The sequence below is a fragment of the Rhizobium sp. ERR 942 genome (assembly GCF_007828395.1).
Lineage (GTDB): Bacteria > Pseudomonadota > Alphaproteobacteria > Rhizobiales > Rhizobiaceae > Rhizobium > Rhizobium dioscoreae.
On record NZ_VIUA01000002.1, the window covers coordinates 688,756 to 711,604 of the forward strand.

Consider the following 22,849-nt stretch of genomic DNA (forward strand, 5'->3'; position numbering starts at 1 on the left):
GCCGGGTCATTGAAGGCTGCAACCAACGATAAAAACTGGAACGGCAAAGGTTCTGGCGCGTTTTTCCTGCTGCTCAGTGGGATCAGTCCATGCCATCACGCCAGAATGTCTTAAAAGCATTTCCGTCAACTGCCGTTATCATTCTCATTGCTATCACCCTGTCGCTGTCGATTGCGCAATCCGCCTTCGCTGCCGAGGGGCAGAAGGCCAGCCACCCTTCGGAAGGGCTGTTCCTGGTCCAGATCATTCTGCTTGTCGTATCGGGCAGATTGCTCGGCGAATTGATGGTGCGCATCGGCCAGCCATCGATCATGGGTCAGATCATTGCCGGCATCATTCTCGGCCCCTCCCTTTTCGGCTTGATCTTCCCCCATATACAGGCGAGCCTTTTTCCTTCGGAGGGCGCACAAAAGAGCATGACCGATGCGATCGGCCAGCTCGGCATTCTCTTTCTCCTGCTGCTCGCAGGCATGGAGACCGATCTCGGTCTTGCGAAACGCCTGCGCAAATCGGCGGCCGGCGTTTCGTTGACGGGCATCGTGATTCCCTTTGCGGCCGGCTTTGCACTCGGCGAGCTCATCCCGGACGCCTTTCTTCCCGATCCCGAAAAGCGGCTGGTCACATCACTTTTTCTTGGTACCGCGCTTTCCATCTCTTCCGTGAAGATCGTCGCCTCCGTCGTCCGCGAAATGGATTTCATGCGCCGGAACATCGGTCAGCTGATCGTCGCTTCGGCCATTATCGACGATACGGTTGGGTGGGTGATCATCGCCATAACCTTTGGTCTTGCGGAAAAAGGGACGGTCGATCTCATGACACTGGCGACCAGCGTCATCGGCACACTGGCCTTCATGGCCGTGAGCTTCACTGTAGGACGGCGGATCGTGTTCGAGATCATCCGCTGGACCAACGATAATTTTCGCAGCGACCTGCCCGTGCTCAGCGCCATCGTTGCGATCATGGGCGGGATGGCCATCATCACCAATCTCATCGGCGTCCATACCGTGCTCGGCGCCTTCGTCGCCGGCATTCTCGTCGGTGAATCGCCGATCCTTACCCGACAGATCGACGTCCAGCTTCGCGGCTTGACGACGGCGCTGTTCATGCCTGTTTTCTTCGGGCTGACTGGCCTGCAGACCGATCTTACCGTGCTTGCCGATCCCTCCATCTTGCTGCTGACGGCCGCCATCGTCATCATAGCGAGCATCGGCAAGTTCGGAGGCGCTTTTGCCGCCGCCAAGTTTGGCGGCTATTCGGCATCCGAAGCTCTGGCGCTCGGCTGTGGAATGAACGCCAGGGGATCGACGGAAGTCATCGTCGCGACCATAGGCCTGTCCGTCGGCGTATTGGACGAAAAACTCTTCTCCATCATTGTCGCCATGGCCGTCATCACCACGATGGCGATGCCGCCAACGCTTCGCTGGGCGCTTGCCCGCCTGCCATTGCGCGAAGAGGAGCGTGACCGGCTCGAACGTGAAGAATTCGAAAGCGAAAGCTTCCTCGGAAATTTCGAACGCATCCTGCTGACCGTGGATGGCTCGCAAAGCAGCCGCCTCGCCACGTGGATCGCCGCCTTCTTCGCCGTGACGCGCAAGATGCCTGTCACCGTCCTGGATATCAGGGAACCACGCGACGCAATATACGATCCAAATGATACAGCGACGACAGGCGCAGCGCCGCAAGGTCGAGCCGTCGCTGACGATTTGAGACAATGCGCGACCGATTTACTGGCGTCGGCTTCCCCGAAGCAGGATATGGCCAGCGAAAGCGATATCCATGTTACGGTCTGGGAGAAGAACGACACGCTGGAAACCATGCTCGAAGATGTCTCGGGTGCCGGCCACGATCTCCTCTTCATGGGCATCGAACCGACCATGGGCGAAGACGGGCGCTTCAGCACGGCCCTGCAAATCATGACCTCTGCCTTCCAGGGAACGTCAGCTATCGTAACAGCACGCGGTATGCTCCCCGAACGTCCCCAGGACTTGAGAATCCTGCTGCCGGTCAGCGACACCGAACGCTCCGTCCGGGCAGCCGAATTCGGGCTTGCGATTGCGAAGGCGGCGGGAGCCCATTGCGCCCTGCTGCGGATCGTTGAACCGCGACAGGTCAGAGCCATTCCGCGCATCAGCGACCGAGGCAATGACCAATGGGACGTTCTCAACAAGGTCGGCGCGATCGCGGATTACTATGGCGTCGAGATCGAGAAGGTGGTTCAGCAAGGACCGTCACCGGAGCTCTCGATCCTGCGGCGCGCCCGAAGCGGCAAATATAATCTGATCGTGCTCGGCGTGAGCAAGCGAGCCAGTGGCAGCCTCTCCTATGGCAGCGTGGCAGACACACTGCTGCAAACGGCAGACAGATCATGCGTCTTCATTGAAACCGACCTGGCCGCCTCGCAGGCAATTCGCGAATAGCCCTGTCCGTCAACGGTGGGATGGATCAAGAGAATCAATAGGCGCCATCAGTACTATTCATTTCTCGAACGTAGCCCCGTGAAGCATATTGACCGGCAGCACGATCTTTTGCAGAGCCCGATATGTCCGACCTTATCCTTTCGCGCGACCATGAAGAAGCCGATACGCGGGAAGGATGGAAGGTCGTCGCCGCCACCCATGTGCTGACGACCGTGACGTTCGGAGCCGCCTACTCCTTCTCCGCCACTTTGCCGGGGCTTGCTGCGGAGTTCAATGCGTCGCGCGGCGAGGTCGCCCTCGTCTTTTCCATTTCCGCATTTCTCTTCTACTCGCTCGGCGCGATTGCCGGGCCTCTCGCCGACAGATGGTCGTCGCGCAGCCTTGTTCTTCTGGGACTGGGAGCAATGATCATTGGCTATATCGCCGCCAGTCGTGCCGGATCCTTGACCGCACTTTACATCTGGTATGGCTTCGGCGTCGGATTTGGGATCGGCCTGTCATACGTTCCGGCGATCGGAGCGGTGCAATCCTGGTTCATCCACAAACGAAGCCAGGCGTCGGGCGTCGCGACGGCGGGGATTGGGCTTGGGACCTTGATCCTGCCCTTCGCCATCGGCCAGGCTCTTCCCTTCATCGGCTGGCGAAGGTGTTTCCTTGCGCTTGCCTGCATCTTCGCCGTTTTTGGCATACCGGCGGCTCTGCTTGTCCGCAAGCGCCGTGACGGTACGATCTCGTTCCCGGCGCACGCCGGCAATCCCAAGCTCCCCGCTATATGGCGCGACGGACGGTTCTGGCTTTTCTATATCGTGCTTCTCCTGTCCTCTCTGTGCACCTTCATCCCCTATGTTCATATCGTCGCCGCCGCCCGCGACATGGGACTTTCCATTCAGGACGGAACCGCCCTTGTCAGCGTTATCGGTGTCGGCAGCGTCATCGGCCGCTTCTTTCTGGCAGGCCTGGGAGATCGCTTCGGCCGCCGGCAACTGCTGGCATCGCTCACCCTTGCAGTCGCGGCCTCCTTTGCCATATGGGCGTCGGCATCAGGCATGATCCAGCTGATCTTGTTCGCATTGATCTTCGGCATGAGCTATGGCGGGTGCGTCGGCCTTTATCCGGCTGTCGCCGCCGATCTGTTCGGCACGCGCCAGATTGGTGCAGTTATCGGGTATCTCTATTCGGCCGTGGGTGTGGCAGCCCTGATCGGGCCAACTGCAGCAGGCTTTATTTTCGACCATACCGGCAGCTATTCCGGCCCGATTATCGCAAGCGGCCTCGCCGCATTCGCAGCAGGCTTTATCGCGTTGCGCCTCGGGAAGAAGTCCTAGAGCTGAGCTGCGATTGCAGCCTTGTCGATGACAGACCAGACGTTCCGGATCCGCCCGTCCAGAAACTCATAGAAGACATTCTCGGCAAACTGCACCCTTCTGCCATTCACCGCCATACCGAACAGCATTCCCGTCGGCCTACAATCAAATTGCAGGCGGCTTGCGACGCGTGGCGGTTCGCAGATCAGTAGAGTGATATCGAAATGAAGATCGGGAATGGCGCGAAAATCGCCTTCGAGCATTTGCCGATAGCCTGATAGTCCAATGTAGGCGTCATTGTAATGCACGTCTTCATGGACGAATTTACCCAGATTCGACCAATCCTGCTTGTTCAGGCAGGCAATATAGCCTCGGTAGATCTCGGACAGATCGACGCTTGCCATTCTCATCACCCACGCCCTGGAGGCGGCCTGCGCTTCAGGCCGATGCCTGCAGACGGCGGCGACTCGTATGCATCATCGTAATCGGATGCTTGAGCGCCGGTGCCGGACGGCCGATATGGTATCCCTGAACGGCATCGATGCCAAAGGATTTGACGAGATTGAGCTGCTCCTCGTCCTCCACGCCCTCGACCAGAATGCGATGGCCGCGATTGCGCACCAGACCGATGATGTCCTCGAGAAGGATCTTCGCACCGCCGTTGCTTGCCGCGTCATGCAGGAAGGATTTGTCGATCTTGACGGTTTCGAATTCCATCAGCCGCAGCCATGACAATCCGGCAAAACCTGTGCCGAAATCATCCAGCCAGAATTTGATGCCGAGCTTCTTCAGATCCTGAATGCTGTCGAGGACATCGGGGCGTATCTCCATATCGACGCCCTCGGTGATCTCGAACGCCACCCTGTGACCCGAAACGCCCGTTTCCGCCAGAATAGCGGCTACCTGTGCGGCGAAACCCGGAGCCCGCAGCTGGATCGGGGAGACGTTTATGCTGACCGTGTCGACAATGTCGCGGGTAAGCAAATCACAGCAGGCCCTTCTGATCGCCCAATAGCCGAGTTCCATGATGGCGCCGGTGCGTTCCGCTATCGGGATAAAGACGGCGGGAGAAGCATTCGATCCGTCGAGCAACTGCAGGCGCATCAGAGCTTCATAGGCACCGATTTCTCCAGTCTGGAGATATTGGATCGGCTGGTAGACCAGCGAGACGAGGTTCTGCTGGATGGCGATCTTCAAAATAGCCGCGATATTCTCGCTCGCATCGCCGCCCGGCAGCTCGTTCGGATCGAAGATCCGTGCGCAATTGCGGCCGCTCGCCTTTGCCGAATACAGAGCACGGTCTGCCTCGTTGATCACGTTCTCCAGCTTCGCGCCGGCGACGTCTCTCGTAATGGTCGCTCCAACGCTCACCGTGACATGCCGGAAGCCGTCCAGACGTTGTGCATGGACGATATCGAGAGCCTCTATCCCCTGACAAATGGCATCCGCCAGAGCCAGCGCATCCGAACTGCTCTCCAGATCAAGGATAACGATGAATTCCTCGCCGCCGTAACGTCCCACCGTTGCCCCGAGTGGAGCAACGATGTTCGACAGCGCATTGGCAACCGTCACAAGGCAGTGATCCCCCTCCTGATGGCCGTAATAATCATTATACTTCTTAAAGAAGTCGACATCGACCAGCAGGATGGCGAATGCTGCGCCCTTCTCGCGCCAGCGATCCCAAAATTGTTTCAGCCTTATATCCGCGGCTCTTCTGTTCTCCATCCCGGTCAGGGAATCCGTAATCGAAAGCCGCAGAAGCGCCTCGCCGCGCTCGGTCGCCTGGCGCTGCTGCAGCTCCGCTTCCCTGGCATTGAGAAAGACGTTGAAACGCTCCTTGTTCAGTTTCCAGTTCACATAGGAGGTGAACACGAAGCAGCAGAGATAGAAGGTGGTGAAGGCCAGACAGTAGGCGGCGCTATAGTGAAATTCCGTCAGCGACAGCAGGAAAAAGGCGAAGATCAGCCCTGACGACATCAGTGCCAGGCCGAATTCAAGGCTGAAGAACAGGTTAACGCCCATCATGAAGATGGCGCCGAAGGCGGCATAATAGGAGAATGCCTCGGCATTGGCTGTCTGCAATGCCGGCAGCAGCCACACGACATATCCAAGAACGACGGCCGCAGCACATGTCGCCTCAAGCTCGCCGGCACGACGTTGCCGCGAAAACTGCATTTCCAGGATCAAAAGCGAAAAGCCCCCGATCAGAAACCGCGCAGGGATCGTCACGTGCGAGACGTCGGGAATGAAGACCAGATCCGTGACCAGGAAGAGGATATAAACGGGCACGGCAAGCCACAGACCGCTGCGAGCCAAGACGCGCCGCGCATCGTTGCTATAGGCTTTGTAGAGCCCGCGCAGCTCATCGGGGCGGTTAGTCATGCGAGCCTCGCTCTGACCAAGATCGCTGTTTCCCGACAATCGACGCATGCTCATCATCACCCGAGTTAGCCGAGACCTCATGTCCACCGCGTTACCTTTGCGTCGCTCGAATGAACAAATCGCCCGCTTCACCACGGCGGCTAATTTGATCCGTTTGATAACGACAGCGTTGCCGCAGCGACATTAACAAAACCATAGCGCTCAATTTTTATATGAGATATGGTTTGCGTAGTGTTCACGGAATGATTTAAAATTGAAACAATTTCAAACCGCTCTTGATGGCTTCAGCCTCGTTACCTCCCAGTCCATCTCGGAACATACGAGATCGTCCGGTAACAACATTGCAACCGACCAAATAAAGGAGGGCGAGGCCGAACTCGCCCTCATTCTCTCCCTCACGCAGCAGGCGTTCGAAGCAAACGCGCCCGTTCCAGGCACCATGCAAGCCTTGACGGAGCGTCTGCAGGCGCTGAAAAACAAGACGACACCCCTGACCTGGGCACATCTTGCCTCGGTGGCGCAGGGACATCCCGTGTCGTCCTACCTGTTGCAGGACCCTCTGACACGATGGTCCTTCGAAAAGCCGCGTGGCTACAGCGGCGATGCCTATCTGCTGGATTTCATCTATGAACATCCGGCCGTTGCCGCACAGGTGGCGGAAGCTTCGGCGCTGGGCGCAGAAGTTTACGATTTCACCCGGCGCGCACCATCCGCCGTCGCCGTGCGAGAAAGGCGCGAGATCCTGGCAGCCCACGTCGATGCAGTGGCGGAGGCGACGGATGGCGCCGAAGTCCTGGCAATCGCGGCCGGCCATCTTCGCGAAGCGGAGCTCTCAAAGGCTCTGCAAAGCGGCAGGCTCAAGCGCTGGGTCGCGCTTGATCAGGACCCGGTCAGTGTCGGGGCGGTGAGCTCGACCTTCCATGGCACCTGCATCGAAGCGATCAACGGCTCCGTTCGCACCATTTTGGGACGCGCGCAGAAGCTCGGCACGTTCGACTTCATCTATGCAGCCGGCCTTTACGACTATCTGGCTGAAAGCGTAGCCGTACGACTGACGGAACGCTGCCTGCAGATGCTGAAGCCCGGCGGCAAGTTCCTGCTCGCAAACTTCGCCAAGGATATCGGTGTCGAAGGTTATATGGAGACCTTCATGAATTGGCCGCTGATCTGGCGAACGGACGAGGATGTCCAGTCGATCATCGACAAGGTCAAACACCCGATCGCCGATGTTTCCCTTACACGCGGCGAAAACGGTGGCGTCATCTACGCCGTTCTGACCATATAGCCGACGGCAAGCGTGATGACCGGCTAAGCCGCGCTGCGGCTTGGCCGGTAAAATCGCAGCAGCGCAAGCAGCAGAAGATTGACCAAGATGATTGCTGCGACGGCGGCAGGTGCTGCTGCATCTGGCGCCAATATTTGTTGACGCAACAAATACCCTGACACCAGGAACGGCGTATTCCAAATTAATGCGCCGCAGAATGTCGCGATGGCAAACCCTGGCGCCGGGATGGCAAGCACACCTGCCGGCAATGCCATATAGGCGCGAACGATAGGCACAAGCTGACCGAAGAGCGTGGCCCGTATGGCATGACCATGATAATTGCGTTTCAGGCGCAGATACCACTCTTCTTTGATATCCAGACGCCGGGTCATCCTCAGCACGAAGAGGTCGCCACGCGCAGGTCCCAGCCAACAGCCTACTCCATACCAGAACAGCGAGCCTGCCGTTGAACCGGCGGCGGTAACGGCGATCACTGCAGGCAGATCAACCGGGTTGGCGACACCCAGCATGCCCAGCATCAAGAATAGGGCGATCGACGGTAGGATGGGGACAAGCTTCTCGATCGCGGAACACAATGCAAGGCCGAACAGTCCCCACGCCGCCAGATCGGGCAGAACATCCAACATATAGGAGGAGTCACTCATGTGGCGGCAGCCGGAGATTTTATCGGCCTGCGCCGGACGATCTTATAGACCCTAGCAGGCGGAAAGTTGCGCAGCACCTGGCCCTGCAGCGTTGCCTTGAAGCCATACCGGTCGAGCAGGCGATGCGGTATCGGACAGCGCAGGCCATAGGTGAACTGATAGAGTGCCCCGCCCTCACGCAGTCTCGCTGATACCGCAGCAAGAATGGCAATGACCGTCTTCGGCGACATGTTAAGTAGCGGCAACCCGCTGATCGCACAGCCGAACAGCTCTCCTTCAGGCAAGTCATAGGCATCAAGCCGCGCAGCATCGGCGCAGATGACGCGGGCATCAGGAAACCGCTGTCGCAGCAGACTGGCAAAACTATCAGCGGATTCAATCAGCGTAATATCGCTTTCGCATATGCCGCGTGCGAGTAGGGCTCGTGTGAATACTCCCGTGCCCGGACCGAGCTCGAGGATCGGTCCCGCCGAAGGACCAATTTCACTTGTAATCAGATTGGCCAGGACCGGGCCGGAGGGGGCGATCGCTCCCACCATGCGCGGATTGGTCAGCAGAGTTCGCAAGAATAGTGATGTGTTTGACATATGTTCCCGCCAGTAGGGGCTCAAGAGATTCGCCTGTGCGGCAGGCTTTTCCTAGGAGGAGCCGATTGCGAGAACATTGCATCGGGAGCCGATAGGCTATCCGGCCATCGGAAAGTTCAATCTGAAAGACGCACCACCCGTCGGTCCGTCGATGACGCAAACCTTTCCGCCATGGAGCCTCGCAATCTCCTGAACGAGGTTCAGCCCGAGGCCGAAACCTTTGCTGCGTCCCTGGAGGCGGTGAAACGGTTCGAAGATGCGGTCCCGCTCCTCTTGCGGTACACCGTTTCCTTCGTCGCTTACGGTGATGCCGGTGGCGCGGCCGACATGGACGGTGATCCTGCCGCGGCGGCCGCCATGCTGGATCGCATTCTGCACGAGGTTGGTGACGGCCCGCTCGATGGCCATGCGATCGCCAAGGACCTCCACGGCCTCCTCGTCCTTGATGAAACAGGGTTCGTAATTGGCAGCGATCGCGAGCGGCGCCAGTTCCGAAACGACGTGTTCGGCGACCTGTACGAGATCAACTGAAGTTGGCTCGAAGCGATGATTGAGGCGCTGAAGATCGAGGAACTGCTCGGCAAGCGTCGCAAGGCGCACCGTATCCTCAAACAGCCGCTCCTTCAAAGGGCCTGCCGGCAGACCATCGAGACGTGCCTGCAGGATCGCGACCGGCGTCCGCCACTCATGCGCAAGATGGGAAAACAGACGCTTCTGCCGCTCATAGCCGTCGTCCAGCCGGCTCAGCGCGTCATTGACGGCTTCGACAAGCGGCAGGATCTCGCGCGGAACATCATCGATCGGTAGCCGCATCCCCTGGCGATTGATATCGATCTGCCCGGCGCGGGCAACGGCGGAATCGAGCGAAGAAAAAGCGCGGCGAATCACGAGTGGCGCGGCAATCACCGTTGCGATCGCCGTTACGATGAGCAGCGGCAGAAGAGCGCTGAAGAAGACAATGCCCACCGCGCCAAGGACACGGATCGTCGACACGCTGCCGTCCATACCTGTCAGAACCTGGACCTCACCGGCCGGAGACGAGACCCATTGCAACCGGGCGGCAGGTACGGTGCTGCCGCCGAGATTGCCGCCGAAACGGGCTTGTCCGACACCGTCGAGCGCAGCGCCGATCGCGGCATAGGCCGCGGGTACGTTTCCGTCCTTGATCGTGGCGCCGCTGCGATCGCGAACGACGAACCAGAGACCCGGCAGATCCCCACGCCGCGCCAAAAGCGCTGCCGTCTCCTTCAGCATAAGGGCACCATTCTGATCGCGCCCAAGGGACCGGGAGATGGCATCGATGGTCTCATCTTCCGGCTGAAGAGAGATGAAACTGCCGGTCGCCCAAAGAGCAGCCACGATGAGCACCGCAAGCAGCGACAGGAAGATCGCTTGCAGGAATGATAGGCGCGATACGAGACGCCATCGCAAGGAAGGCTGGCCTCCGCTCATGATTTCAGTCTCATCAGATAGCCAATGCCGCGAACAGGATGAATCTCCAGCCCGGACTCCACCAAGGCAAGCTTGCGGCGAAGACGGGAGATATGCGCATCCAGGGTGTTTGACTGGATATCTTCGCTGAACCCGTAGACAGCCTCCTCCAGAGCGTGGCGCGATACCGTGCGACCAAGCCGACGCGCAAGCGCCTCAAAGACCAGAACTTCCCGGCGTGGCAATTCGAGCCGTTCACCCTCGATCAGGATGTCATGACAGCCGAAGTCATAAGACAGCCTGCCGAAATTCACCACCTCGCTGCGCACCTCACCCGGGCGACGCAGAATGGCACGCAGCCGCGCCAGAAGCTCCTCCATGGCAAAGGGCTTGACGAGATAATCATCGGCGCCGGTATCAAGACCGCCAATACGATCGTCGAGATCGCCGCGTGCCGTCAGCACGATAACGGGCGTATCGATGCCGGCCGCGCGCAGCTTCGGAATGATCGACAAGCCATCGCCATCCGGAACCTGCCGGTCGAGGAGAATGACATCATAAGGGAGATTGATCGCAGCCTCTTCCGCATCGGCCAGGATCGAGACGTGATCGACGACGGCATCGCGAGCCTGCAACGCAGCGCTCAGCGCCGCAGCCATTTCCGGCTCGTCTTCAAGCAACAATATCCGCAATGTACCATCCCCAAAAATGTAAGGATTGCATTGCATAAGCGGATTGCGGGAAGATTGCGACCCTCTCCAGGCGACACTTCATCATTCACTGGAGAATTCAGACCGATACGCTGTCGGTAGGAAAGATAACGGCCAGTTTCGGCTTTCGACGCCAGTCAGGTCACAGGGGAAGGCATCGCCTCCCCTGCGATATCCGCCGCGCGGCGGCTGATAGATAGGCTACAGCGAACGGAGCGGTGAACCCACCATACAAATGGTTTCCCGTCCGTCGTGATTTCGCAGCCGCACCGCCATTCTCGAACCAGCAGAGGTCAAGAAGGACGAGCCGCAAAGTGTCCATCTGCATCAAACCCACCTCATTTAAGGCGGCTCACATGCAACGCCAGCAAGCTGCGATAATCCAGCCCTTCCTCACGCTCGGGAAGACCGATATCCCGAAGCTGATAATTCGATAATCCGTATACCTGCTCATAAGTCTGCCGCCGTTTCCAGACAACAAACAGCAGGGCGCGTGCAGTCCTCCACGCACCGAATTTCTGGTACAGTTCATCGACCGTCGCCGTCAAACTCTCGGCAACTATAAATTGTGAATGAGTCATCGCTATTCCTGGCGCAGTCACGCGACCAGGTCCTCTTGAAGCTTGACCGGCTTCAGGAGTCGATGCGTCAACGACACACCAAATCACACCCTCGGCAAGTCATATAGGTTTATTGGGAAAACGCCTAAGCGGCGGCAGATAAAGCTTTTTTAGCTTTAATTATAAAGTCGCCGCGCAGTTGGTGCAATGCACACCAAGGCCGTCGACATCATTCCGCCGGAGACGTAGGTAAACATATGTGAATTATGCATGTCACGCCTCCTTGTTCGATTTGCGGATGAACGTGATCATACGCGAGATCTGGAAATCAGCAACCCCACAATTTCGAATTGCAGATATCAGGCATGAAATGTTGCATCGAAGCAACAGTGACGACGGTATCGAATCGCCTGCCGGGAGATTGTCTCAAGGCAGCACGATAGTCTCCAAACTTACTGTGTTCAAAAACACTTCGCTAGAATGAATTGACGATACCGCCGCCAGTGCGCATCTGCTGCACCATGATATGGGCGTGATAATGCATGGCGCATTTGATGGCATAGATTTGCAGGACGACGGGAGAGCGCCGATGCCGCAGGAGATTGAAAAGCCGCGCGCGGTAAGTGGCGCGCAAATCCGCCTCCTTCACCTGGCGCATCAACCGAAGGAAAATCCCGACAGCTTCGAATGCCCATGTCGCATTGAGTGCCAGCAGGCGCAGCGGATGGCGGCGCAGGTGGCGTAAGCGGGTACTTTCCGGTTCGATACGCGCATCGATGTAAAGCGCATCCAGCCGATCGAAATAGGCAGCCGGCTCGTGCAGATCGCTTAGAACCGAAAGATATCCATCCCGCAGGGTTTCGCGCGAGAGATTAAGCGGTATGACATTGGTGCCATAGGCGGGCGGATCGTCGTGGTCGAGGCGGCCTTCCTTGGCGAGGCGCGTATAAAGCGGCGTCTTCGGAATCGCCGCCAGCATACCGATCATGGCGTTGACGATGCGCGCATCCCTGATGAAGACCCGCTGCGCATCGAAAATAGTCGCATCGTCACTATCGAAGCCCAGGATCATGCCGCACCAGACTTCCATACCGGTCTGCTGGATCGTGTGGATCTTGTCCAGCATCGTCCCGCCCTTGCGCAGGTTCTGCAGCTTCTTGGTTTCGCGCAGCGCCTCCTCGTTAGGCGTTTCGATGCCGATGAAGACGACGCGGATATTGGCATCGACCATCAGCTGCATCAATTCAGCATCGTCAGCCAGATCGATCGATGCCTCCGTCAGGAACGTCATCGGGTAATGATGGCGCTCCTGCCAGGCAACGACATCCCGCAGGACCTCCTTGATTGCCTTCTTGTTGCCGATCAGATTGTCGTCAACGATGAAAGCCGTATCCATCCCGGAGGCGAGCAGGGCCTCCATCTCGGCAATAATCTGCGTACTGGTCTTGATGCGCGGCTTGCGGCCGAAAACGACGATGATATCGCAAAAATCGCAGGTGAAGGGACAGCCGCGCGAAAACTGGATGCTGCCGACAGCATATTCGTCCATCTTCAGGAGATCAAAACGCGGCACGGGCACCTTGCTCATATCCGTCTTGTCAGCCTGTTCATAGCGCCGCGCATGATGACCCTCCTGCCATTCAGCCAGGAATTTGGGCCATGTCTCTTCCGCCTCGCCAATGAAGGAGACATCGACGAGATTGCCGAAATAATCCTCCTTGACCGTAACCCAAGGTCCGCCGACGACGGTGAAACAGTTGCGCCGTTTGAGCTCGGTCAGGATTTCCGTCATGCGGAAGCGCTGGACGATCATGCCCGTCAGCGCAACGATATCGGCCTTCTCGCAAAGGCCGTAGTCTATCGGCTCGATATTCTCGTCCACCAGAGTGACGGTATGTTCGGCCGGCGTCAGCGCCGCCAGCAAAGGCAGGCAGGCCACCGGAAGGTTGGCCTTCACGTCGAACAGCGGCAGAGCGTGCTCCATGCCCCAATAAGAGGTTTCGAAACGCGGATTGATGATGACGATATGAGCCATTGAATGGTCCGCTCCATGATATGAATCTGGTTCGGTATTGCTTTGAGCCTGTATGTCATTTGCAGCTGCATGCGCTGGCCTTACAGCCGCGAAGCAGGGTCTTCCAGCATCGAGGCGGCTGTCTTAGCAGCCCTATATGAGCTCAAGATTAAATTCCGGATGCTGGCGGCGGCTGGACGTTCAGGTCATCACCCCGCAGGAGGACATTTTTCTAGCGGGGCGCACTGGGTGCGAAACAAAACCTCCCTTCGAGGCCCCTCAAGGGGAGGGTAAGCTTCTACCACTTCGGTTGCCGAGGCCGCCTCTCATCCAGGCCGCTTCAACGTGTTCCCGCACCGCCGATTAAAATTTTTCCGGCGGCAATGTCGAAATCGTCCCGACGCAATCGTCTTTATTCCAGACATGGCGCGAAAGGATATTATCGGATCTTTCGCGCCTGAGCCGCCGGATGAAGGGAGCTGCAAAATGAGTTCGTCCTATCGTTGGGTGATTGTCGGTGCCGGAGCGCTGATGACCTGTGTTGCGCTCGGCGCGATGTTTTCCTTGGCGATCTTTCAGGTACCAATTGCCGCTGATACAGGCTGGTCGCATGCCGGCATCGCTGCCGCCATGACGCTGAATTTCCTGACCATGGGCCTCGGCGCCTTTGCCTGGGGTGCCGCAAGCGATCGTTTCGGCATCCGCATCGTGGTGGTGATCGGAGCGTTGCTGCTTGGACTTGCGCTTGTTCTGGCAAGCCGGGCGGGCTCGCTTCTGCAATTCCAGCTGACCTACGGTATTCTCGTCGGCCTTGCCGCCAGCGCCTTCTTCGCACCAATGATCGCGGCGACGACCGCCTGGTTCGACGAGGGCAGAGGTCTTGCGGTGTCACTGGTCTCGGCCGGCATGGGCGTTGCACCTATGACGGTATCGCCCTTCGCCCGTTACCTGATTTCCGCTTACGATTGGCGTTTCGCCATGCTCATCATCGGCATCATGGCCTGGGTTCTACTGATACCGGCGGCACTGCTGGTGCGGCGGGCACCTGTTCTTGCCGAAGCCACCGCTTCGGGCGGGCAGAGGGAAGAGCAGAGCCTGCCCCTTGGCCGGATCTTCCGCTCGCCGCAATTCCTCGTACTCGGCGCGACCTTCTTTGCCTGCTGTGCAGCCCACTCCGGGCCGATCTTCCACATGGTCAGTTACGCCACCATCTGTGGTGTGGGGCCAATGGCAGCCGTCAGCATCTATAGCGTCGAGGGCCTTGCGGGTCTTGGCGGCCGTCTTCTTTACGGGACGCTGGCGGACAAGCTCGGCGTGAAACCGGTGCTGGTTGCGGGCCTTCTCGTGCAGGCGGCGGCACTTGCTACCTATCTGATGGTCAGTGAACTCGGCGAGTTCTATGCTTTGGCGGTCATCTTCGGCAGCGCCTATGGCGGTGTCATGCCGCTTTATGCCGTGCTCGCGCGCGAATATTTCGGACCGCGCGTCATCGGCACCGTCTTTGGCGCGGCATCGATGCTCTCGAGCATCGGCATGGCCGCCGGGCCTTTGATCGGCGGCTGGATCTTCGATACCTTCGCCAATTATTCCTGGCTCTTCATCGGCTCGTCCCTGGTGGGGCTGGGGGCTGCCGCCATCGCGCTTGCCTTTCCACCAATGCGCCGCCTGCAACTCCAGGCGGCATAAGACAGGCCGGAAGCGGCCTGGACCCGCTTCCGCGAATCCTGCCAAGTGCATCATATTTTACCGCGCCCGGCAGCGTTTTCCCCGGCGACAAGCCCTTGCCGCCACGCTAGGGAAGGACATATTCGTATTTCTTGATGCTTACACACAGATTTCCATAAGCGTCAGCGGTTGCAGCCATTGCAATTTTCAATTTTTGGCCAACACTCACATTTGCATCAGGTGCGTGATCTTCTGGGGGAGGAAATCAGGAGAGCACCCACTGGCGCGACTTTCCGCGCCCATCGGCAGGAAAGTCCTGCGTAATGTCATTATGGGGGACATGACACGGGTCTTTTGACCATGTCCCTGGTGCAATTGGGAGGATTGATTCATGGCATCCACGTCCGTGGCCGAGACGACGAGTCGAGGCATGACCAGGGAGGAGAAGAAGGTCATCTTCGCCTCCTCCCTTGGAACCGTGTTCGAATGGTACGATTTCTATCTTTACGGTTCTCTGGCCGCCTTCATCGGCACGGCCTTCTTCAGCGACTATCCGGAAGCAACCCGCAATATCTTCGCCCTGCTCGCCTTTGCCGCAGGCTTCCTCGTCAGGCCGTTCGGCGCCCTCGTCTTCGGGCGCATCGGCGATCTTGTCGGGCGTAAATACACCTTCCTCGTCACGATCCTGATCATGGGTCTTTCGACCTTCCTGGTCGGCGTCCTTCCCGGATCGGCGAGCTGGGGCATCGCCGCGCCCGTCGTCCTGATCATCCTTCGCCTGCTGCAAGGTCTGGCGCTCGGCGGAGAATATGGCGGTGCTGCGACTTATGTCGCCGAACACGCACCCGACAACAAACGCGGCTATTATACCTCCTGGATCCAGACGACCGCGACGCTCGGCCTGTTCCTGTCGCTGATCGTTATCCTGATCGTCCAGAATGCCCTCGGGAAGGATGCCTTTGCCGCCTGGGGCTGGCGCATTCCCTTCCTGCTCTCCTGCCTTCTGCTCGCCATCTCCGTCTGGATACGGCTGTCGCTCAGCGAATCGCCGGCATTTAAGAAGATGAAGGAAGAGGGCAAGGGCTCCAAAGCTCCGCTTTCCGAGGCCTTCGGCCAGTGGAAGAATGCCAAGATCGCCTTGATCGCCCTGCTCGGCCTTACCGCCGGCCAGGCGGTCGTCTGGTATGCCGGCCAATTCTACTCCCTGTTCTTCCTGCAGAACGTGCTGAAGGTCGACGGCCAATCGGTCAACATCATGATCGCGATCGCGCTTCTGATCGGCAGCGGTTTCTTCGTGTTCTTCGGCTGGCTTTCCGACAAGATCGGCCGCAAGCCGATCATCATGGCGGGTCTTGCACTGGCGATCCTCACCTATTCCCCGCTGTTCAAGGCTTTGACCAATGCCGCAAATCCGGCGCTTGCCCAAGCGGAGCAAACCATCCGGGCGACGGTGACGGCTGCTCCTGGCGATTGCACCTTCCAGTTCAATCCGGTCGGCACCGCCAAGTTCAACAATTCGTGCGATATCGCCACGTCCTTCCTGGCGAAGTCGTCCGTGCCCTATACCATTGTCGAAGGCGCAGCCGGGCAGCCGGCGACGGTCAAGGTCGGCGACGCGACCATCACTTCTTACGATGCGACGGCGGCAGGTGCCGGTGCAGCGGCCAAGAGCGCGGCATTCACGCATGACATGAACCTTGCCCTGCAGAAGGCCGGTTTCCCACTGGCTCGCGATCCTGCCAAGGTACCGGACGCCAAGCTGGATGCCTTCATCGCCGCAAATCCCGAACTGGGGCTCAACGCGGCAACCGTGCGGGCGGGCGACAAGACGGTCACTCCGGTCGCGGATCTCGTCAAGGCGAAGCTTCTGACGGCGGATCAAGCTGGCGGCGCAACCGAGATGCCGGTCTATACCATCGCCAATGGCGGCGCCTTCAAGATGATTGCTAATCCCTCGGCCATCAACTGGCCGCTGACCATCCTCATCCTGACCATCCTCGTCATCTATGTGACGATGGTCTACGGCCCGATCGCCGCAATCCTGGTTGAGATGTTCCCGACCCGCATCCGCTATACAGGTATGTCGCTGCCCTATCATATCGGCAACGGCTGGTTCGGCGGCCTGCTGCCCGCAACGGTCTTCGCCATGAGCGCCGCCAAGGGCGATATCTACTACGGCCTCTGGTACCCGATCGCGATTGCTGCGATGACTCTGATCATCGGCCTTATCTTCGTTCGGGAAACCAAGGGCGTCGATCTGAACAGCATCAAGTAACCGCATAAGGCCCGGCGTTCAGATGCGGCACGCCGGGCCTTTCTTTGCTTCGTCTCGCCAACCCTTAATCGAAGCGCAGATCTCAGCTTCCGCAAAGAGCGTGGAGCAGCACCAGAAGCGAAAAGAGGACCATCAGGCCCGCCAGAAAATGCTGCAGGATCGACCAGACGCGTTTGGTTGCCGCAAGGCTTGGCCGCGTTGCAAGAGAAGCGAGATAGAGCACTGTATCCATGAAAACCCCTGGCGCATGTTTCCGCAGGCGCGACGTGGTCACCTCGCTATCGCGGCCATTGCTGATATTTAACGATTTTATATTGTCTATAAAATTAGTAGATTAAAGGAAGGGTTTTCCGGTTCCCTCGGAATTTCAGACAAATTAAACTCCCTGGCGACAGGCGTCGGCAAGACTTGCTCGGTCTCGCCGCACATCCACGAGCTCCAGATGGAGGCGAGCCGGAGTTCGGAAAAAATTTATTCTATAGATTAAATAAACAAAGCAAGGCTCGTCCTTTTAATTGATCGCCAGTGGCTTACGAGTACCGCTGACAATCATCGAACCCATGCCCATGACCTTGCTGGACGCCCAAAATCTTTCGCTTGCTTTTGGCTCGACACAGGCTTTGTCGGCAGCGTCTCTAACCGTTGATCGCGGCGAGGTCGTCGCACTGATGGGAGCGAATGGCGCCGGCAAGTCGACGCTGGTCAAAATCCTGTCGGGCATTCACCGCGCCGATTCAGGCACGATCCTATGGAACGGCGCGGATTATCGCCCCGAAAGTCCGGCCGAGGCAACAGCGCGGGGCATCGTTACCGTGCATCAATCGACCGATGTCGTCGGGGTCGCCGGCCTTTCGGTCGCGGATGCGCTGCTGCTCAACCAATATGTTGACGGACGCCAGCCCTTCTTTCTGTCGAAGCGTTCAGTGCGGCGGAAGGCAGAAGCGATCCTGTCTGAAGCCGGCTTCGACTTGCCGCTCGACGGGGATTTCGGCGATCTTGGAACCGCTGACCGACAGATGGTCGCCATTGCGCGCGCCCTTTCCAATCAGGCGCAATTGCTGATCCTGGATGAGCCGACCGCAAGCCTGTCTGCGCGCGAGGCGAGCCGGCTTTATGATATCGTCCGTCGGCTGAAGGCCCGCGGCTTGGGCATTCTCTATATCTCGCACCGTACGGCCGATCTCGATGCGCTCGCCGATCGCGTGGTCGTCCTGCGCGGCGGCCGCAACGTCGGTGCCTTCTCGCGCCCGATTGACTTCGATGCCGCCATCGAAACCATGATCGGCCGTTCCATGAAGGCGGCTCGCCCGCATCGCCGTGAACAATTTGACCGAACCATACTGGAGCTTCAGGGCATACAGCTGTTTGCCGACAGCCCGCCGATCGATCTCAGGCTTCATGCCGGCGAGGTCGTCGCCATTACCGGCGTCCTCGGCGCCGGCAAGAGCCGTCTTCTGTCTACGCTTTTCGGCCTCGAGCGCTTTGCCTCCGGCACGGCACTTCTGGATGGCATTGCATTTCAGCCCGGCTCGCCCGCGGATGCAATCGCGCGTGGCGTCGTCATGGCTGCCGCCGACCGGCATCGCTCTTCTCTGATGCCATCAGACTGGCCCGGAGAGAGTATTGCGGCAACGATCAGCCTACCGCACCTAAAACGCTGGTATCCGTCGGGTTTCCTGTTTTCCGGGCACGAGAGCCGTGAGGGAGAAAAGGCCATCCGGCGCCTCGGCATAAAGGCCCCCGGTCCCGAGGCGTCCGTCTGGTCTCTTTCCGGCGGCAATCAGCAAAAGGTCGTGCTCGCGCGCTGGGAAGCCGAGCCAAGCCGCCTGCTGCTTCTCGACGAGCCCTTTCAGGGGGTCGATGTCGGCGCCCGCCAGGACATTATCGCGGCCATACGCGCCCATACCGACCGCGCTACGCTGATCGCCACATCCGATCCGGAAGAAGCACTCGAAGTCGCCGACCGAGTGCTGGTGATGGAACATCATGGTCTCAAAGAAGCCGTTGATGCGGCCTCGGGCGGCCGACAGAACGAGGAATATGCCTGATGAGTGAAGGTACCGTGGAAATCCCCGAACAGATCAGGCGGACGAACCATGCGATATCGCCGCAGGAATTCGTGCGGCGGGGCGCTGTATTTCTCCTCCTCCTTGCCCTTATCATCATTTTCAGCTTCGCCCAGCCGGCCTTCATCAACATCAACAATCTGATGAGCATCCTGCAGGCGGTTTCGGTGGTCGCCATCATCGGTGCCGGCGTGACGGTGACGCTTGCCATCGGCGGTTTCGATCTATCCGTTGGCGCGGTGGCTGCCTCCAGTGTCATGGCCGCCAGCTACGCCATGATCGTATGGAACCTCGATGTCTATGAGACCGTGCCGCTGGTGCTTGCCTTCGGCGCGATCGTCGGGCTCGTCAATTCTCTGCTGATCGTTCGGCTGAAGGTGCCGGATCTCCTCGCGACCCTCTCTACCATGTTCCTGCTCACGGGATTACAGCTGATCCCGACAGCCGGACGCTCGATCTCGGTGGGATTGATCCTTCCCGATGGGACGAAGGCGATCGGCAAAGTCGATCCCACCTTTTTGACGATAGGACGTTCAAGCCTGTTCGGCACCATTCCCTTTCCCGTCATTCTGATGCTTGTCGTCGCCGTCGTGCTCTATGTCCTCACCGAGCGTACGCGCCTCGGTCGCCTTCTTTACGCAACCGGCGGCAATGAAGCCGCGACGCGGCTCGCCGGCGCCAATATCGCCCGGCTGAAAACCTTTGCCTATGTGCTGTCAGGCGTTCTCGCTTCGCTCGGCGGCATTATCGTTGCTGCCCGCGTCGGTCGCGGCGACGTCTCTTCCGGCGCATCGCTGCTGATGGACTCCGTCGCAGCCTCGCTCATCGGCTTTGCCGTCCTTGGCCTGCGCCGCCCCAACGTTCTTGGCACGACGATCGGAGCGGTCTTCGTCGGTGTGCTTCTGAACGGCCTGACAATGCTGAATGCGCCCTATTATACCCAGGATTTCATCAAGGGTGCCGTTCTCGTCGGCGCGCTTGCGCTGACCTACGGGATCGGCCGCAGCAAGGCGTGATCCCGCCATCCATCCCAACTCAACACTCAATGGATTTTCAATGATCAAATTATTCAAAATCATAGCTTCGGCCGTCATCGCCGGCTCGCTTTTCATGACCACGGCATCGGCGGCAGGCCTCAGCAGCGCGCCCGCTCCCTTCGATAAAAGAACAGTCAATATCGCCGTCATCAGCTTCCTTGGCAGCGGCGACTGGCTGCAAGCCTTCGAGGCTGGCGTCAAGCGGCAGGCGGATGCGCTTGGCGTCAACCTCACTGTTTCGCAGGCCCGCAATGACAACGACACGCAGCGCAATCTTGTCGAGCAGGCGATCAATCTCGGCGTCGACGGCATCATCATCAACAATGGCCGCCCAGAGGTCCTGAAGGATGTCGCGCAGAAGGCACTCGACAAGGGCATCAAGGTGGTCGCCTATGACGTCAACCTCGACAATCCGCAAATTCCGCAGATCGAACAGAGCGACAAGGATATGGCCAAGCTCGTGCTTGACCAGGCCGTGAAGGATAAGGGTGACGGGTTCACCGGCGGTGCGGTCTACGTTGCCGGTTTCGCGCCGCTCGACCGCCGATATGCGGTGTGGAAGGATTTCATTGCCAAGCACAATCTGAAGGAAAAAGCCGTCTGGGGCGTAGTCAATGACACCGTTCCCGCCTCCGTCGCCGACCAGACTAAGGCCGTCCTGCGCGCCAATCCGGATATTTCGGTGATCTTCACGCCATGGGATGAGTTCGCCAAGGGTGCAAAGCTCGCCATCGACGAGCTCGGCCTTTCCGCCAAGGTGAAGATCTACGGCGTCGACACGTCGACTGCCGATATCCAGCTGATGGTCGAACCGGACAGCGCCTGGGTCGCGACGGCTGCCACCAACGCTGCCGTCGTCGGTGAAGTTTCCGTCCGCGCCGTTTCGCTTGCCATTGCCGGCCAGCCCCCGGGTCACTCCGTTCTTCTACAGCCGACACTCATCACGCGCGACGATCTCGTCAGCAACAAGATCGGCACCATCGAAGAGCTGCAACAGAAATTCCCGGCCTTCCTGAAGAGCGATGCCGCGACGGCAGCCTGGATTCCGGCGGCCAAGAACTGAGACTTATCAGCTGCTTTCGCAGGCGCCGCCCGCAAGGGCGGCCCTTTTCATTCCCCTGAGCGTGAGACGTCCCATGGCATCGACCGACCTGCCGAAACCTGACTTTGCCCGCAACATGACATTGATCGGCCATAACGATATCGGCGGCCGTGGCGATGGGTTGCAATTGATGGTTCATCGAGGCTACGCCTATGTCGCCCATCCCTGGTCGCAGGGCTTCTCGATCGTTGACGTACGCGACCCGAAACATCCCAAGACGGTCAATTACGTGCCAGCGCCAGCCAACACCTGGAACATCCATCTGCAGACGCATGACGACCTGCTGCTGGTCATCAACGCGCTCGACCTCTTTGCCGACGTGGAAACCTTCACGGACGAGAAGGCCTACTACACGCAATCCGTCGGCGAGACGGTCGCCTCCAGAAAGCGTGAGCGCGCCTGGACCGCGGGCATGAGCGTGTTTGATATTTCCGTTCCCGACAAGCCGCGCAAGATCGGCCAACTGGATGTCGAAGGCGTCGGCTTTCACAGGCTTTGGTATGTCGGCGGCCGCTATGCCTATGCCTCGGCGCTGCTCGACGGCTTTACCGACTATATCTTCGTGACCATCGACATGGCCGATCCAACCAGGCCCGAACTTGTCGGCCAATGGTGGCTTCCCGGCATGAACCGCGCGGCGGGCGAAACCCCAAATTGGGGCGACGGCAAGCGCTATGCCCTGCACCACGCGCTCGTCCATGGCGACACCGCCTACGCTTGCTGGCGCGATGGCGGATTGACGCTCCTCGATATCAAGGATCATTCCGCCCCCCGGCTCATCAAACACCATAACTGGTGCCCGCCCTACGGCGGCGGCACACATTCGCCGCTGCCACTTCCCGGCCGCGATCTTCTTGTCGTGGCGGATGAGGCTGTGCTGGACAATGAGGAAGACGGCCGGAAACATACCTGGGTCTTCGACATCCGCGTGCCCGAAAATCCGATCAGCATCTCGACTTTCCCGATCCCCGCCGAAATCGACTACGCGAAGAAGGGCGGTCATTTCGGACCGCACAATCTGCACGAAAACCGGCCCGGATCTTTCGTCTCCGAGACGCTGATCTTTGCGACGTGGCAGAATGCCGGCATCCGCGCCTTCGACATTTCCGACCCCTATCATCCTGTCGAAACCGGCGCTCTCGTGCCGGCGGGGCCGACTGTCATGACCGACCGCCGTCCAGGCCGCCCGAAAGTGATCCAATCAGCCGACGTCTTTGTTGACGCCAATGGTCTGATCTATGCCACGGATTACAATGCCGGGCTCGAAATCATCGAATATGGCGGCTGATGCGCGAGCTTGGCTCCAAATCCATATTTATCTACGAAAGAAGAGAAGTTTTTACCAGCGCGGCATGAGTCGGCATGTGAGT

General features: G+C 58.9%; 18 protein-coding genes. 9 read left to right on the forward strand and 9 right to left on the reverse strand.

Annotated elements, in window-relative coordinates:
- Window positions 1-89 precede the first annotated feature (89 nt).
- Together FBZ97_RS10025 and FBZ97_RS10030 are read left to right on the forward strand one after the other, a co-directional pair.
- Window positions 90-2,417 carry a cation:proton antiporter gene (locus FBZ97_RS10025; protein ID WP_145318971.1) on the forward strand — a complete coding sequence of 776 codons (2,328 nt, stop codon included), beginning with the start codon at window positions 90-92 and terminating at the stop codon, window positions 2,415-2,417.
- Between the two features lie 122 nt (window positions 2,418-2,539).
- Window positions 2,540-3,742: an MFS transporter gene (locus FBZ97_RS10030; RefSeq protein ID WP_145318974.1), complete on the forward strand. Its 1,203-nt coding sequence runs from the start codon at window positions 2,540-2,542 to the stop codon at window positions 3,740-3,742.
- Here the strand turns inward: FBZ97_RS10030 and FBZ97_RS10035 are convergent.
- Both FBZ97_RS10035 and FBZ97_RS10040 read right to left on the reverse strand, forming a co-directional pair.
- Window positions 3,739-4,125 carry an ester cyclase gene (locus FBZ97_RS10035; RefSeq protein ID WP_113329574.1) on the reverse strand — a complete coding sequence of 129 codons (387 nt, stop codon included), beginning with the start codon at window positions 4,123-4,125 and terminating at the stop codon, window positions 3,739-3,741. The two genes, FBZ97_RS10030 and FBZ97_RS10035, sit on opposite strands and share 4 nt — an antisense overlap.
- A gap of 34 nt (window positions 4,126-4,159) precedes the next feature.
- Complete coding sequence (locus tag FBZ97_RS10040) at window positions 4,160-6,103, reverse strand: EAL domain-containing protein (protein ID WP_246661725.1); 1,944 nt, start codon at window positions 6,101-6,103, stop codon at window positions 4,160-4,162.
- 253 nt (window positions 6,104-6,356) lie between these two features.
- Here FBZ97_RS10040 and FBZ97_RS10045 point away from each other — a divergent pair, with 253 nt between their 5' ends.
- Window positions 6,357-7,388: a class I SAM-dependent methyltransferase gene (locus tag FBZ97_RS10045; protein ID WP_145318980.1), complete on the forward strand. Its 1,032-nt coding sequence runs from the start codon at window positions 6,357-6,359 to the stop codon at window positions 7,386-7,388.
- Between the two features lie 23 nt (window positions 7,389-7,411).
- Here the strand turns inward: FBZ97_RS10045 and FBZ97_RS10050 are convergent, their stop codons facing one another.
- From FBZ97_RS10050 to FBZ97_RS10075, 6 genes are all read right to left on the reverse strand, one after another.
- Entirely contained in the window at window positions 7,412-8,032 is a 621-nt protein-coding gene (locus FBZ97_RS10050) for a DedA family protein (RefSeq protein WP_145318983.1), read from the reverse strand.
- A complete protein-coding gene (locus FBZ97_RS10055; RefSeq protein WP_112723326.1) occupies window positions 8,029-8,619 on the reverse strand; it encodes a methyltransferase domain-containing protein in 591 nt (196 codons plus the stop codon). Before FBZ97_RS10055 ends, FBZ97_RS10050 begins: the two co-directional genes overlap by 4 nt.
- A 96-nt stretch (window positions 8,620-8,715) precedes the next feature.
- A complete protein-coding gene (locus FBZ97_RS10060; RefSeq protein WP_145318985.1) occupies window positions 8,716-10,071 on the reverse strand; it encodes a HAMP domain-containing sensor histidine kinase in 1,356 nt (451 codons plus the stop codon).
- Entirely contained in the window at window positions 10,068-10,742 is a 675-nt protein-coding gene (locus FBZ97_RS10065) for a response regulator transcription factor (protein ID WP_186449477.1), read from the reverse strand. Before FBZ97_RS10065 ends, FBZ97_RS10060 begins: the two co-directional genes overlap by 4 nt.
- A gap of 356 nt (window positions 10,743-11,098) precedes the next feature.
- Complete coding sequence (locus tag FBZ97_RS10070) at window positions 11,099-11,341, reverse strand: DUF1127 domain-containing protein (RefSeq protein WP_113329568.1); 243 nt, start codon at window positions 11,339-11,341, stop codon at window positions 11,099-11,101.
- Between the two features lie 454 nt (window positions 11,342-11,795).
- On the reverse strand, window positions 11,796-13,355 hold the full coding sequence (locus FBZ97_RS10075) for a DUF4070 domain-containing protein (protein WP_145318991.1): 1,560 nt from the start codon (window positions 13,353-13,355) through the stop codon (window positions 11,796-11,798).
- Between the two features lie 465 nt (window positions 13,356-13,820).
- Here FBZ97_RS10075 and FBZ97_RS10080 point away from each other — a divergent pair, with 465 nt between their 5' ends.
- Window positions 13,821-15,020: an MFS transporter gene (locus tag FBZ97_RS10080; protein WP_113329566.1), complete on the forward strand. Its 1,200-nt coding sequence runs from the start codon at window positions 13,821-13,823 to the stop codon at window positions 15,018-15,020.
- A 370-nt stretch (window positions 15,021-15,390) separates the two neighbouring features.
- Window positions 15,391-17,274 (forward strand): MFS transporter, encoded by a 1,884-nt coding sequence (locus FBZ97_RS10085; protein WP_145318994.1) that lies wholly within the window; start codon window positions 15,391-15,393, stop codon window positions 17,272-17,274.
- 82 nt (window positions 17,275-17,356) lie between these two features.
- On the opposite strand, the gene FBZ97_RS34350 is transcribed toward FBZ97_RS10085, so the two are convergent.
- A complete protein-coding gene (locus FBZ97_RS34350; RefSeq protein WP_156090748.1) occupies window positions 17,357-17,506 on the reverse strand; it encodes a hypothetical protein in 150 nt (49 codons plus the stop codon).
- 334 nt (window positions 17,507-17,840) lie between these two features.
- Between FBZ97_RS34350 and FBZ97_RS10090 the strand changes: the two genes are divergently transcribed.
- The 4 genes from FBZ97_RS10090 (at window position 17,841) to FBZ97_RS10105 (ending at window position 22,767) form a co-directional block, all read left to right on the forward strand.
- Window positions 17,841-19,322, forward strand: coding sequence for a sugar ABC transporter ATP-binding protein (locus tag FBZ97_RS10090; RefSeq protein ID WP_145318997.1), 1,482 nt, complete (start codon window positions 17,841-17,843; stop codon window positions 19,320-19,322).
- Window positions 19,322-20,356 (forward strand): ABC transporter permease, encoded by a 1,035-nt coding sequence (locus tag FBZ97_RS10095; RefSeq protein ID WP_113350662.1) that lies wholly within the window; start codon window positions 19,322-19,324, stop codon window positions 20,354-20,356. The genes FBZ97_RS10090 and FBZ97_RS10095 overlap by 1 nt, the downstream gene beginning before the upstream one ends.
- Window positions 20,357-20,396: 40 nt before the next feature.
- Entirely contained in the window at window positions 20,397-21,440 is a 1,044-nt protein-coding gene (locus FBZ97_RS10100; RefSeq protein ID WP_145319000.1) for a substrate-binding domain-containing protein, read from the forward strand.
- A 73-nt stretch (window positions 21,441-21,513) separates the two neighbouring features.
- Window positions 21,514-22,767, forward strand: a complete 1,254-nt coding sequence (locus tag FBZ97_RS10105) for a hypothetical protein (RefSeq protein ID WP_145319003.1) — start codon at window positions 21,514-21,516, stop codon at window positions 22,765-22,767.
- Window positions 22,768-22,849 lie beyond the last annotated feature (82 nt).

What these genes read in the sequence shown, in the direction of transcription:
- FBZ97_RS10050 (WP_145318983.1), bottom strand. Translation starts at nt 8,032, where the DNA reads ATGAGTGACTCCTCCTATATGTTGGATGTTCTGCCCGATCTGGCGGCG.
- FBZ97_RS34350 (WP_156090748.1), bottom strand. Translation starts at nt 17,506, where the DNA reads ATGGATACAGTGCTCTATCTCGCTTCTCTTGCAACGCGGCCAAGCCTT.
- FBZ97_RS10105 (WP_145319003.1), top strand. Translation starts at nt 21,514, where the DNA reads ATGGCATCGACCGACCTGCCGAAACCTGACTTTGCCCGCAACATGACA.
- FBZ97_RS10100 (WP_145319000.1), top strand. Translation starts at nt 20,397, where the DNA reads ATGATCAAATTATTCAAAATCATAGCTTCGGCCGTCATCGCCGGCTCG.
- FBZ97_RS10085 (WP_145318994.1), top strand. Translation starts at nt 15,391, where the DNA reads ATGGCATCCACGTCCGTGGCCGAGACGACGAGTCGAGGCATGACCAGG.
- FBZ97_RS10040 (WP_246661725.1), bottom strand. Translation starts at nt 6,103, where the DNA reads ATGACTAACCGCCCCGATGAGCTGCGCGGGCTCTACAAAGCCTATAGC.
- FBZ97_RS10070 (WP_113329568.1), bottom strand. Translation starts at nt 11,341, where the DNA reads ATGACTCATTCACAATTTATAGTTGCCGAGAGTTTGACGGCGACGGTC.
- FBZ97_RS10080 (WP_113329566.1), top strand. Translation starts at nt 13,821, where the DNA reads ATGAGTTCGTCCTATCGTTGGGTGATTGTCGGTGCCGGAGCGCTGATG.
- FBZ97_RS10055 (WP_112723326.1), bottom strand. Translation starts at nt 8,619, where the DNA reads ATGTCAAACACATCACTATTCTTGCGAACTCTGCTGACCAATCCGCGC.
- FBZ97_RS10060 (WP_145318985.1), bottom strand. Translation starts at nt 10,071, where the DNA reads ATGAGCGGAGGCCAGCCTTCCTTGCGATGGCGTCTCGTATCGCGCCTA.
- FBZ97_RS10090 (WP_145318997.1), top strand. Translation starts at nt 17,841, where the DNA reads ATGACCTTGCTGGACGCCCAAAATCTTTCGCTTGCTTTTGGCTCGACA.
- FBZ97_RS10095 (WP_113350662.1), top strand. Translation starts at nt 19,322, where the DNA reads ATGAGTGAAGGTACCGTGGAAATCCCCGAACAGATCAGGCGGACGAAC.
- FBZ97_RS10075 (WP_145318991.1), bottom strand. Translation starts at nt 13,355, where the DNA reads ATGGCTCATATCGTCATCATCAATCCGCGTTTCGAAACCTCTTATTGG.
- FBZ97_RS10035 (WP_113329574.1), bottom strand. Translation starts at nt 4,125, where the DNA reads ATGGCAAGCGTCGATCTGTCCGAGATCTACCGAGGCTATATTGCCTGC.
- FBZ97_RS10025 (WP_145318971.1), top strand. Translation starts at nt 90, where the DNA reads ATGCCATCACGCCAGAATGTCTTAAAAGCATTTCCGTCAACTGCCGTT.
- FBZ97_RS10030 (WP_145318974.1), top strand. Translation starts at nt 2,540, where the DNA reads ATGTCCGACCTTATCCTTTCGCGCGACCATGAAGAAGCCGATACGCGG.